The 12362-nt window shown below is 62.3% G+C and carries 10 protein-coding genes; 5 read left to right on the top strand and 5 right to left on the bottom strand.

Annotated elements, in window-relative coordinates; translation table 11 throughout:
• Window positions 1-2: 2 nt before the first annotated feature.
• From RAM60_RS04130 to RAM60_RS04120, 3 genes are read right to left on the bottom strand one after another with little or no spacing between them, the layout of a single operon-like run.
• Entirely contained in the window at window positions 3-2060 is a 2058-nt protein-coding gene (locus RAM60_RS04130; protein ID WP_369025450.1) for a hydantoinase/oxoprolinase family protein, read from the bottom strand.
• Window positions 2060-3004 (bottom strand): hydroxymethylglutaryl-CoA lyase, encoded by a 945-nt coding sequence (locus tag RAM60_RS04125; RefSeq protein WP_369025451.1) that lies wholly within the window; start codon window positions 3002-3004, stop codon window positions 2060-2062. The genes RAM60_RS04130 and RAM60_RS04125 overlap by 1 nt, the downstream gene beginning before the upstream one ends.
• Window positions 3001-3681 carry a GntR family transcriptional regulator gene (locus RAM60_RS04120; protein WP_369025452.1) on the bottom strand — a complete coding sequence of 227 codons (681 nt, stop codon included), beginning with the start codon at window positions 3679-3681 and terminating at the stop codon, window positions 3001-3003. The genes RAM60_RS04125 and RAM60_RS04120 overlap by 4 nt, the downstream gene beginning before the upstream one ends.
• A 114-nt stretch (window positions 3682-3795) precedes the next feature.
• Here RAM60_RS04120 and RAM60_RS04115 point away from each other — a divergent pair, with 114 nt between their 5' ends.
• From RAM60_RS04115 to RAM60_RS04100, 4 genes are read left to right on the top strand one after another with little or no spacing between them, the layout of a single operon-like run.
• The gene (locus RAM60_RS04115) at window positions 3796-6312 is read left to right on the top strand and encodes a TonB-dependent receptor (RefSeq protein WP_369025453.1); all 2517 of its coding nucleotides are present in this window, start codon (window positions 3796-3798) and stop codon (window positions 6310-6312) included.
• Window positions 6312-7070 carry an aspartate/glutamate racemase family protein gene (locus RAM60_RS04110; protein WP_369025454.1) on the top strand — a complete coding sequence of 253 codons (759 nt, stop codon included), beginning with the start codon at window positions 6312-6314 and terminating at the stop codon, window positions 7068-7070. The genes RAM60_RS04115 and RAM60_RS04110 overlap by 1 nt, the downstream gene beginning before the upstream one ends.
• A complete protein-coding gene (locus RAM60_RS04105) occupies window positions 7067-7495 on the top strand; it encodes a nuclear transport factor 2 family protein (RefSeq protein ID WP_369025455.1) in 429 nt (142 codons plus the stop codon). The genes RAM60_RS04110 and RAM60_RS04105 overlap by 4 nt, the downstream gene beginning before the upstream one ends.
• The gene (locus tag RAM60_RS04100; protein WP_369025456.1) at window positions 7495-7893 is read left to right on the top strand and encodes a nuclear transport factor 2 family protein; all 399 of its coding nucleotides are present in this window, start codon (window positions 7495-7497) and stop codon (window positions 7891-7893) included. Before RAM60_RS04105 ends, RAM60_RS04100 begins: the two co-directional genes overlap by 1 nt.
• 9 nt (window positions 7894-7902) lie before the next feature.
• Here the strand turns inward: RAM60_RS04100 and RAM60_RS04095 are convergent, their stop codons facing one another.
• The gene (locus RAM60_RS04095; protein WP_369025457.1) at window positions 7903-9231 is read right to left on the bottom strand and encodes a surface lipoprotein assembly modifier; all 1329 of its coding nucleotides are present in this window, start codon (window positions 9229-9231) and stop codon (window positions 7903-7905) included.
• Window position 9232: 1 nt separating this feature from the next.
• Window positions 9233-9835 carry a transferrin-binding protein-like solute binding protein gene (locus RAM60_RS04090; RefSeq protein ID WP_369025458.1) on the bottom strand — a complete coding sequence of 201 codons (603 nt, stop codon included), beginning with the start codon at window positions 9833-9835 and terminating at the stop codon, window positions 9233-9235.
• 478 nt (window positions 9836-10313) lie between these two features.
• Here RAM60_RS04090 and RAM60_RS04085 point away from each other — a divergent pair, with 478 nt between their 5' ends.
• Window positions 10314-12362 (top strand): TonB-dependent receptor, encoded by a 2049-nt coding sequence (locus RAM60_RS04085; RefSeq protein WP_369025459.1) that lies wholly within the window; start codon window positions 10314-10316, stop codon window positions 12360-12362.

Raw genomic sequence — 12362 nt, 5'->3', positions numbered from 1 at the left:
GCTCAGGCCTCCTTCGCGGGATTGATGAGGATGTTGCCGACCGCATCGACCGTGGCGACGCAGCCATTTTCGATGAGCGTCGTCGAATCCATTTCGGTGACGATGGCAGGGCCAGGGATCACATCCCCCTGTTTCAATCGTGATCGGTCGTAGATCACCGCGGCCATCTCGCGACCGTCCATCCACAGTGCGTGATCGCGAATCTTCGCGGCCGAGGGGTCGCCTTTGCCTTTCTCGAGCTCGGCGGCGGGCAGTTGCGGGGCCTCGCCCAGCGCGACGGCACGCAGGTTCACGATCTCGTGCGGGGTGTCCATGTTGAAGGTGAACAGGCGCCGGTGTTCGTCGTCGAACCGCTCGAGGATGCCGGCAATGCCCTTCTCGCGCAGGGTCGCCTGGTCGATGGTCAGCGGGACCTCGAAGGCCTGTCCGGCATAGCGCACGTCGACCTCGAACTCGCTCGTCACCTGGCTTTCGGGGATGCCGTCATTGGTCAGCTCGGCGCGGGTTTGCTTTGCCATTTCGTCGAGGATCGCAACCAGCTCCTCGACATCGGTCTCGGTTGCAAGACGGCTGAAGCTGCGAGCCGTTTCGGTCCGCATCCGCGTCGTGGCATCGCCGAGAGCGCAGAGCACGCCGGGCGATACGGGCGAGATCGCGGGCCAGCTTCCCATCAGGCGGGCCACGGCATTGACGTGGAGCGGCCCAGCCCCGCCGAAGCCCATCAGCGCGAAGTGGCGCGGGTCATAGCCCTGCTGGACCGAGATCATGCGCAGCGCGCCGAACATGTTCTCGTTTACGATATCGATGATCCCGCGCGCCGCATCCATCAGCGGAATGCCGAGCGCATCGGCGATGGTCTGAACCGCCTTCTTCGCACCCTCGCGGTCGAGCTTGAACGATCCGCCAAGGAGGTCCTCGGGCAGGTAGCCGAGCACGACATTGGCATCGGTGACGGTCGGCTGCTCGCCACCCTTGGCGTAGGCGACCGGCCCCGGCACCGCGCCCGCCGACTGCGGGCCGACACGTAGCGCGCCGGTCAGTTCGGGGACATAGGCGATCGAACCGCCGCCCGCGCCGACGGTCTTCACATCGAGCGAGGATGCGCGCACCGACAGGTGGCCCACTTCAGTCGTGCGCACCCGGCGTGGCTCGAGGTTTTCGATCAGGGCAACGTCGGTCGAGGTGCCGCCAACGTCCAGTGTGAGGATATTCTTGAACCCTGCGTTCTTCGCGACCCACAGCGCGCCGGTCACGCCACCCGCAGGACCCGACATGAGGATGTTGACCGGGTGCTCTTCCGCCTTCTGGCTGCTCATCAACCCGCCGTCGGAGCGCAGCAGCGAGAGCTTGCCCTTCACACCCGCATCGTGGAGCTTGGTGCGTAGGTTCGAGACGTACTTGCCCACCACCGGACGGACCGAGGCATTTGCGACGGTCGAGAGCGTCCGTTCGTATTCCTGCATCTCGGGCAGGACCTCGTGGCTGAGCGACACCGGGACATCCTGCAGGATCTCGTGCGCGATCTCGCCAATGCGCTTCTCGTGCCGACCGTCGACATAGGCGTTGATGAGGCTGACGGTGATCGCCTCGACCCCGGCATCGCGCAGCTGCGTCAGCTTGGCCCGCACCTCCGCTTCGTCGAGCGGGCGCACCTCCTTGCCGTCGGCATCCATGCGCCCCTTTACAGTGACGGTATCTTCGAGCGCTGCGAGCGGTTGCGGCTTGGGCCAGACAATCCACGCAGCAAGCCCGCCGGGCACGAAGCTGCGCGCGATCTGCATGATGTCGCGATAGCCTTCGGTCGTGATCAGACCGACGCGCGCGCCCTTGCCTTCGAGCACGGCATTGGTCGCGACCGTCGTTCCGTGGAGGAAGAACTCGATCTCGCCCGGATCGACGCCCGCTTCGCCGGTAATCGCAGTCACGCCGTTGAGGATTCCCTCAGAACTGTCATGCGGGGTCGAGGGCGTCTTGTGCCGCCAGAAATTGCCGGTTTCATTGTCGAACAGCAGCAAGTCCGTGAAGGTGCCGCCGACATCGACGCCAAGCCGGTAACGCATCAGGCCGTTTCCTTTTCTTCGTGTTCCGCAGGGCGCGGGAAGCCGCCCGCCTTGCCCACCATTGCTGGCAATTGCTTGTCCATGACGCCCGCAAGCCAGCGGTTCGCTTCGATGAGTGCTTCAAGGTCGAGGCCGGTCGCTATGTCGGCACGTTCGAGCATGTAGGCGACGTCCTCGGTCGCGACATTTCCGGCGGCTCCCGGAGCGAAGGGGCAGCCCCCGAGACCACCGATCGATGCATCGACGACCGTTGCGCCCGCGCCGATCGCTGCCCAGACATTGGCCAGGCCGGTGCCTCGTGTGTTGTGAAAGTGGACGCGTATGGGGATCGATCCAATAGCTGCGCGAACCTTCGCCACGAGGCTGGCGACATGCGCCGGATTGCCCACGCCGATCGTGTCGGCGAGCGCGATCTCGAAGGGATCCGCCTCGGCAATGGCAGCCGCCATCGCCACCACGCGGTCCTCGGCCACTTCGCCTTCAAAGGGGCAACCAAAGCTTGCAGCGATGGTTGCCTGCCCGGTCAGTCCGGCAGCGCGTGCGAGTGAGATGATCTGCTTCGATGCCTCGACCGAACCGTCGCTGGTCTGGCCCTGGTTGGCCATGGCGAAGCGGTCGGTCGCAACGGCAACCGCCCCAAGTTGGTCTATGCGACGGGTGGCGATAGCGCGGTCGGCACCACGAGGATTCATGACGAGGCCGATGTAGGTCACATCGTCGCGCTCGGGCAAACCTTCGCACACCGCCTCCGCGTCGGCCATCTGGGGCACGGCACGCGGGTTGACGAAGCTGGTGACCTCGATGCGCCGCGAACCGGACGCAATGGCCCTCGCGATCAGCTCGAGCTTGTCCGCAGTCGAGACGGGTTGCTTCTCGTTCTGCAGGCCGTCGCGGGGACTGACCTCCACCATTTCCACGGCAGATGTATACATTTCTGCCGTCATGCCGTCCGCTTCCTCGCCGGGGAGTCGATCGCCGTCAGCCCACGGTGGGCATCAGCATAGGCATGGAAGGCACGGCGGATGTGACCGGCCATGATCGTTTCAGCCCAAGCCCCATCCCGGCGAGCGAAAGCCGCGAGCAATTCGTCATGTTCACCGCAGGATCGGCGCAGCTCCTCCTCTCCATAATGATGCGCCGTGCGCCAGACGACCGGCTGTTCGATGACCGAAGCCAGCAGCGAGACGAGCTTGCGCGACCCCGCCATCTCGAGGATCAGCGCGTGAAATTCGCGATTGCGCTCGAGAAAGCGATCGACGTCCGGCGGAGAAGTGGTGACCGCCTGCCTCAACTCGGCATTGCAGGATCGCAGCGCCTTCAACGTGCCGTCATCCATGCGCTCGGCAGCACGACGCGCGGCGTGGCCTTCGAGCATTGCGCGCAGTTCGAAAACATCGGCGATATCGTCGAGCGACCAGTCGGCGACAAAGCTGCGCTGGGTGTCGGTGCGGGCAACGAGCATGTCTGCCTCGAGCCGGCGCAAGGCATCACGAACCGGTGTGCGCGAAACGCCGCAGCGCTCGGCCAGGGCTTCCTCGCCCAAGGCATCACCGGGGGCGAGCTCACCCGACATGATCATCTCGCGAATGGTGTTGTAGGCGCGATCCGATGCGCGGGACATCCCTCTCTCCTGCCGCTTGACCGACTCGATTTGTATACAATATGAAGCACGAGTCGCAAGGCTCAATTCCCAACCCCGTGAGGGACGGGGGCGGGAAACCGGGGAGGTTTCCGTATGCGCGCGTTCAAGTCGTTTCTGCTTGCCACCATCGCCGCCGCTCCGCTGGTAGCGGCGCCCGCCGTTGCCCAGGAAGCGACCGACGCTTCGGCCGAGTCGAGCGAGGACACGATCATCGTCACGGCACGGCGCCAGGCCGAACGGCTTCAGGACGTCCCTGCATCGGTTTCCGTGCTCACTGCCGACTCCATCGAGAAGACCGGGGCCGACAGCGCCGACGATTTCGCACAGCTGACGCCGGGTGTGACCATCGTTACCGGCACGGCGGAAGCGGGCGATACGCAGGTCAACATCCGCGGCATCAACGGTGCACGCGATGCGGAAAGTTCGGTTGCCCTTGTGGTCGACGGCATCCTCAAGACCAACACCGCGCAGCTCAACCAGTCACAGGGGACGCTGCGCCAGGTCGAAATCCTCAAGGGTCCGCAGGGTGCCCTCTACGGTCGCAACGCTGCCGCCGGGGCGATAGTGCTGCAGACCCTCAAGCCCGGCGACAGCTTCGAAGGCGCGGTCAAGGCATCCTATGCCAACGAGAACACCTTCGAAGGTACGGCCCACATCGCGGGCCCCATCGGCGAGGGACTCGGCTTCGTCCTTTCCGGCTATTACCGGACCACCGACGGCTTCTATCGCAACATCTACCTCGACAATGCCAAGGTCGTTGACGACCAGGAAACCTGGTCCGTCGATGGCCGCGTGGTTGCGCAATTGGGAAGCGAGACCGAACTCGATGTTAAGGCTCGCTATGCGCAGCTGCGCGGGGCGTCGATCAACTTCAACGCCTCGTTCCACCTGCCCAATTTCGCAGGCGTAAACCCGGCGTTCTACGAGGACGTGAACACGCACGACTTCCGCTATTACAGCAACATCCGCCCGACCAATGACCAGGACAGCTTCGACGTCTCGGCCAAGATCGAACACCGTTTCGGAGACAGCCTGGTCCTGACAGCGTGGGCACTCTACTCCGATGTCGACCAGAGCCTCGTCGCGGACGGCACTTCGGCCGACTTCGCCCGTTATATCGGGGCTGCCGATCCCGCTGGCGACCCCGCAGTGAACGCCTGCTTCGCATCCACCGCCGACCTCACAGGCTTCCCGGTAAACCAGCCGGGCTTCATCGGGCAGATCCCCGTCCCCTTCATCTTCGCCCCTGCGAACGGCTCGACCTTCGGACCCTACAGCCCGACGACATGCGACGGCACGCAGTTCCAGTCGCGCAACCAGCGTGACATCAGTGCTGAAATCCGCCTGGCATCGGACGGCAGCGGCCCGCTCAACTGGCAGCTCGGCGCGTACTACCTCAACATCGATCGTGAAGTCGGGGTCAGCCTTGGCGCCGACACGGGCGCAGGGGTGATCGAAAACCTCTACAACGCTCCGAACACGTCCAACCCGACCTCACTGCTCCTCAACGACGCATTCAAGACAAATGTCTACGCAGCCTTCGGATCGATCGACTATGAGGTCAGCCCGCAGTTCGATGTCGGCCTGGCCTTGCGGTACGATATCGAAGACCGCTCGACCACATCGCTCGTACCCAATGCGACCGACCCCTTCACAGGCGGCCCGATCAACCCGGGCCAGGCGTTTGGAACCCTCAGCCCCAAGAGCGCGACTTACAAGCAGCTCCAGCCGAAGGTGAACCTCAGCTGGAAACCCTCGCCCGACCTCAACATCTATGCGAACTGGGGCATCGGCTTTAAATCGGGCGGCTTCAACAACCAGGGTTCGTCGACCATCGTCGACCAGAACTTCACCCAGTTCTTCGGCGCAGACGTCACGATCGACGACGAATTCCGCAAGGAAAGGTCGAGTGCGTTCGAAGCGGGCATCAAGGGTGAGCTGCTTGATGGTGCGCTGACCTTCGACCTTGCCGGCTACTACACGAAGATCGACGACATGCAGTTCTTCGAATTCTTCGTCGGACCTTTTGGCCTGCTGCGCGTGGTCTCTAACATCGACGAGGTCCAGGTGAAGGGCGTGGAGCTCAACCTTGGTGCGAAGGTCACCGATGGCTGGAAGCTCTACGGCGCTTTCAACGTCACGGACAGCGAGATCAAGGCCAATGCCTCGCGTCCCTACACCGTAGGCAACAAGTCGCCCTATACTGCCGACTGGACGCTGAACCTCGGCACCGAGATCGACACGCCGCTGACCGACACGGTCGATTTCGTCATGCGTTGGGACTACCGCCTGACAGGGCCCACCTGGTTCCACACGGTCCAGGACCAGGAGCTACCAACGCTGTTCAGCGGTCTGCTGCCAATCTCCGCACTCGGTCTCCCCGGTTTCGTCGGCAACGCTCGCTATGACGTGGCCCGGCGCGACACCTTCGGCGTCCTCAACGTTCGCGGCGGCCTCGAGTTCGGCAATTTCAGCGCCTATGTCTTCGCCGACAACGTGCTCGACGAGAAATACCTCTCCGAAGTCATCCCGGCGGTCGAGTTCGGCGGGTCCTTCATCTCACCGGGCGCACGGCGACTGGTCGGCGTGGAACTGGGATACAAGTTCTGATGGCCGATGGTCCGGTCCATCGGATCAAGGTCATCGTTCCGATACCGATGGACGAAGCAGGGGTAGCTGCGCGAGCGGAGCAGTTACCCCAAGATTTCGTCGCCCCAGGCTTCAAGCCCGAATTCGCCGCCGTAGGCTGGGGCGCCGCGCTCGGCGACAGCTACCACGACATGCTGCTGATGGACTGGACGGTCTTCCAGGCGGGGATCGACGCCGAAGATCAGGGTTATTCGGGCGTGCTGATCGATACCGTATCCGACAGTGGCCTCCGCGCCCTTCGCTCGCGCCTTTCGATCCCTGTCGTCGGTCCGGGCGAGGCGAGTTTCTGCACCGCAATGATGCTGGGCAAGAAGTTCACCGTGCTGACCATGTGGCCGCAGTGGTTCCCGCTCTACGAAAAGACGCTAACCGAGTACGGCTTCTGGGACCGCGTCGCGTCATTGCGTTCCATCGACACGCGGCCCGACGTCACCGAACTTCTTGCGGGCAAGGAGGAAGTCATCTTCGCCAAGCTCAAGGCCGAGGCGATCAAGGCAATCGAGGAGGACGGCGCTGATGTCATCGTGCTCGGCTCCACCACTATGCACCAGTCTGCCGCCTATCTGGCGAGCGAACTGCCCATCCCGGTGCTCAATCCCGGACAGGTCGCATACAAGCATCTCGAGATGTTGATCGGGCTTGGCCTCACCCACTCGAAAAAGGCGTTTCCGGCGCCCGAAGTGGGCAAGGATGCCGACATCAGGAGGAATTTCGCATGAGCTGGAGCGAAGGCGGCACTGGGCAGGATGCCCTGCCCTACCCCTATTACATCGACATCGTGACCAAGCGCTATTTCGACGGCGTCGACAACAAGCAGATGGACAAGGTGCTCGGCTGCTTCACCGAGGATGCGATCCTGACCGAGCAGACGTCGAACACGGTCCACAACGGCATCGGCGCAATCCGGGCCATGTTCGAAAAGCTCTTCGCCGATTTCTCCGACATCTGGCACGGCAATTTCGTCCACACCGCCGACCCGCAGAGCAATGCGGTGTGCAGCCAGTTCACCGTGCTCATCACCCCGCAGGGTGGCGATGAACTGCGCTACGAGAACTGCAATCGCTTCTATCTGAAGGGCGACAAGTTCCACCGGGTCTATGTCTACATGAGCGGCGACAACCTCCTCAAGGAAGGGGACGCCTGATGCAGTATGCTCCCACCCTTTCGCGCGACGAACTGCTCGATCTCGCAACGCAAAAATACTTCGCAAATGTCGATGCCAAGGACATGGACGCGACGCTCGCCTGCTTTCACGACGAAGCATTGTTCTGCGTCCAGACTGCCTTCACCCGGCATTCCGGCAAGGCGGAAATCCGCCGCATGTTCGAGGACTTTTTCGCCGGCTATGCCGACATCGTACACAAGGATTTCACCTGCACGGTGGACGAGGCGAACGGGCGCATCGCAGCCAGCTTCGAAGCAGTACTGACCGGTCACGACGGCGAGGTAACCCGCCTCTTCAATACCAATTTCTGGCGCATACGCGACGGCAAGTTCCAGGAAGTCTACGTCTATATGAGCGGGGCCAATCCACTCGTCTGACCTGGGGTTTCAAAACGCCCTGCTCATGCCGAATTCCGTCCGAACCCGGGAATAGTCGTAGAACTCGACCGTGCTGCGGTTCCGTTCGTAGGACAGGCGGGCGAAGGGAGACATGCCGTAAAGCGTGACTTGCCGGAAAACTGCGCCGACCTGTGCCCGGATGCTCGTATCCTCGCGAGCTCTCGGCAACAAGGCGAGCCTCTCATCGGCCTTCAGTTTTCCGTAATCGAGGGAGGCCGTGACGGACGCCCGCCCGACTTCTCTGGTGGCAGCAATCCCGGCATTCCACGACCAGGTACTGAATGCATCGTCATTCGCCTTCAGGCGAGCCGCGCCCACTGATGCAGCCATGAATAGGCGCGGCGACAGGGCCCGCTCCAGCCGGGCCTGGCCCACCGCCGACCATCCGGTCTGCAGGCTGTTGAACAGGTTCTGCTGCCGCCCGCCCGACAGATCGATGCGCAATTGGGAAACAGGGTTAAGCGGATAGGCGACGCCGAGAGCAAGTCTCGCGCTGCGTTGGGATGGCGACATGCCGAACCACGACTGACCCGCGATCGCATCGATCGAGACCCGCCCCTTGCCCAATGGCATCTCCGGTCCCGAAGCGATCTCAACGGCGATGTCGTTGAAGTCCGACTGTCGGTAGATGTTGGCCTGTCCGGTAATCCTGCTGCGCCATTGCAGGCGGGACGACAACGGCGCACGCCAGTTTGCCGTCATTCTCAGCGCCCCGCCGATCCCCGACCGCTCCTTTCCCTCGTCCCCGATATCGAATTCGCCGATTACCGTGTCGAGCGTGTCTGACCTTGTGGCCCGGTTGATATTGGAGTCGGGTGCCAGCGCCAGTTCCACATATAACCCGAACGGCTTTTCAGCCTGCAAGCTCGCGGCAATCCGGTCGACGAACTGCGCTGCCTTGCCGGAAAGCGATCCGGACTGCACAGCGCGCAATTCACGCAAGGCTGCCTGCATGTCACCCAGCGTCCGGAGCAGAGCGGCCAGCTCCAGCCTGACCCGCGCAGCATCCGGTTCCTCGTCAAGAATGCGACGGAGTAACACGGCCGCTTCTGTTTCCCGCTTCTGCGACCGGTAAAGCATGGCAAGGCGAAAGCGGGCTTCATTGTGCAACCGGCGGTCGGGATTGTCCGCCAAGGCTAACAACACCTTCTCTGCAAGTACCGGGTCACCCGAACGCCATGCCCTGTCGGCAAGGCTGAACATTTCCGCCGGACTCAGCTGGCGTTGCGTCGTCGCTTCGCCCGTTTCGGACGCGCCAGAAACTGCCTGGACCTCGCCAACGGCCATGCCGAGCGCGAGGGCCAGGCAGACAAGCACCTCAGTTGCCCTTCTTGCCGATCCATACACCCCGCAGCAGGCCCGACTCGTTCGTCCAAGGATTGACGTAGGGTGCCCGCCATTGCGCTATCAGCTCGGCAGCCTGCGGTCCCGTAAACAGGCCATTGAAAGTACCCAGGTCGGTGAGCGATGCGTTGGCGAGCTCACCGGAAAACTGGGTACTGCCGACACCGAAGACGGTGTTGACGAACTCGTAACGACCAAGTGACCTCGTCTCGCCGTTGTAGCTGAAGATTGTCGGGTCCATCGCACCCGCAAGGGTCCCGGCGCCAAAGTCGAACGTGAGATCGGCCGTCCCTTCGACATAGTAGTTCCAAGCCCGGATATCCCACTGGGAATAGTCGGATGGTTCCCCATCACCACCGTACACTTGGGCACGATAGGTAGCGGTCCCCGTAACCGGGACATCGCCGGATTGAGTTGCGAGACCATAGGCAAACCCACCGACCGGGTAACCCCAGCCGTTCTCGAAAACGATGGCGAGATTGCTGTAGGTGTACTCAAGATCTTTCGAGATACTTACGCCATACCATCCTGAAGGCGGGTAATGAGCGTCGTTAGACGCGTAGGTACCACTTCTCACCAGATTGGTGGGACTCGTTCCCGGAAATTCCACGACATAGGCGTTGGTGTCCGCATCCCAGCTGAAAGACACCGCATCACCGACAACTGCGAAGTCCGTGCTTTCTGTGACCCCGAACTGTCCCGAAACAGGTGGGGGTGGAGGCGGCGGAGGCGGCGGTGGCGCCGGTGGTGGCGGTGGTGGAGGCTGAGGGGTCGATGCCAAGGGGCCGGAACCACCTCCACAGGCCGCGAGGGATGTCAGGGCAAGGGCGGCGAATACGATACGAACTGGTGCCTGGATCATGGCATAGCCTCCGTTCCGACCCATTCCCCGGTTATCCGGGTAGGGCATGAGCAAAGGTTGCACCTCGTAATCGGCCTCTGGCCATGACGGACAGCCGATGATTTGCCGATGATTCAGCAACCGGGCCCGATCGGCGTGGACTGTCGCCGCGACGAGGGTTAGCTTCTGAAAAATATCAGTTTGCGGGGGCTCGATGGAAAAGAGGTTCTTCGTACTCGTCCTGGCGGGTGTTGCTTTACCCGGCGCTGCCGCAGCGCAGGATTCTGCGGGCGATCGACCCACGGACGCATCACGGATCATTGTGACCGGGGAACGAATTCCGCGGACGCAGGCCGACACTGCTTCGAGCGTGTCGCTCGTCTCCGGCGACGATGCCGAAAAGGCCAGCGCCGACAGACTCGATCAGATTCTCGCGCTCGTTCCCAATGTGCAACTGGGGACCGGCGAGGAAGGCCCTGCCATTCGCGGACAGGATTCCACCGGACAATTGCGCAATCTTTTCGCTTTCCTCGGTGGTGCACGGCCGCGCGTGACACTCCAGGTCGATGGTCGTCCCGTCAGCTTCTACGAATTTATCTCTGGATCCCAGTCTGCGTGGGACATCGCGCAGGTCGAGGTCTTCCGCAGCCCGCAGACCACTACGCAGGGTCGCAACTCGATAGCAGGCGCCATATTCGTGACCAGCAAGGCTCCGACTCCCGATTGGGAGGGCCGCGCGCGCGCCATCGTGGGCGACTTCGACACGCGGCAATTTTCGGCAATGGTAAGCGGACCGCTCGTCGAGGACCAGATTGCCTTTCGCGCTTCGGGCGATGTGCGCTTTTCTACCGTCTCGAGCGACATGACGGACGGAATACCGGGCGCAGATATCGACCGCGACGATTACGGCACGGCGCGATTGAAGGTGAAGGTCACGCCCACCTCCCTGCCCGGCGCTTCCGTGGAAACGACCTTAGCCTATACAAGGTCGCAAGCGCCCCAGTTCGAAGGCGTGAGCAAACCTTTCGAGGATCGGAAATTGCCGATCCCGAACCAGATGATCGGCGTCATGAAGGTCGAGGCCACATCGCTGACCTCGCGCGCCGAGATCGAGATGACGCGCGGCCTGCGGTCCACCTTGACGGTTTCATATGGCGATGCCGTGCTGCGCCGTTTCGGACTTCCCGGGCTTGGCAAGACGCGTGCCGACACATCCGATTTCTCCGTCGAGCAGACACTGCGCTGGCAACCGAGTACCGCTTTCGACCTCGTAGTCGGAGCCAATCGTCTTACCCAGGACCAGACCCAATCGATCGACATCACCGGCTTGGGGATCGGGACAGGCAAGTTCGACGACGAGCAGGATAGTTTGGGCTTCTTCGGCGAGGCAAACTGGCACCTTCTGCCCACCCTCTCGCTAATCGCTGGATTGCGCTACCAGCGTGACCGGCAAATTCGCGTGGGCAATGTCGGCACCATCATGCTCGACTACGACCGCACCTTCGATGCTTGGTTGCCGAAAGTCTCGCTGGCTTACGAGCCAAACCCGGACTTCACTGCCGGTCTCCTGGTGCAACGCGCCTACAATCCCGGGGGCACCTCCATAAGCTTTCGCCGGCGGGCGGAGGATTCGTTCGAAGCCGAAAAGCTATGGAATTACGAGTTGTTCATGCGTGTCCGCAGCAGCGATGGCCGCGCGTCCTTTGCAGCGAACGCGTTCTACAACGATATTTCCGACGCCCAGCGATCGCAGCTCGTCCCCTTCACCTTGCCTACCGGTGAAGTCACCTATTTTAGCGAGTTCGCCAACGCCCCTGCCGCACGCAGCTACGGCCTGGAAGCGGAGATCGCCTGGCGGGTGAACGACAGACTCGATGCGAGACTTGGCATGGGACTGCTCGACACGAAGGTCACCGAAACGGTAACCCCGCGCGACTCCACGCTCGGCAAGGAATTCCAGCGTTCTCCTGGTCTTAGCGCGATGGCAGCGATCGACTGGCGCCCGGTCGATCGGTTCGAGTTGTCAGCCCAGATTCGCCACCACAGCAGCTACTACAGCGATGATGCCAACAATCAGACACTCCGGATCAGCCCCTCCACGATCCTGGATGCTCGCGTCGAATATGAGTTCGGCTCGGTTTCCGTGTTCGGATATGCGAGAAACCTGTTCGACGAGTTTTCGCTGACTTACCTGATAACTCCCAACTTCGGGACCGCTATTGAACCGCGCGAGGCAGGTGTCGGCGTCGAAGCGCGGTTCTAG

This window comes from Qipengyuania sp. RANM35 (assembly GCF_041021145.2).
Classification (GTDB): Bacteria; Pseudomonadota; Alphaproteobacteria; order Sphingomonadales; family Sphingomonadaceae; genus Qipengyuania; species Qipengyuania soli.
The sequence above is the reverse complement of the archived record's forward strand: the minus strand, read 5'-3'. Positions and strand labels throughout refer to the sequence as shown.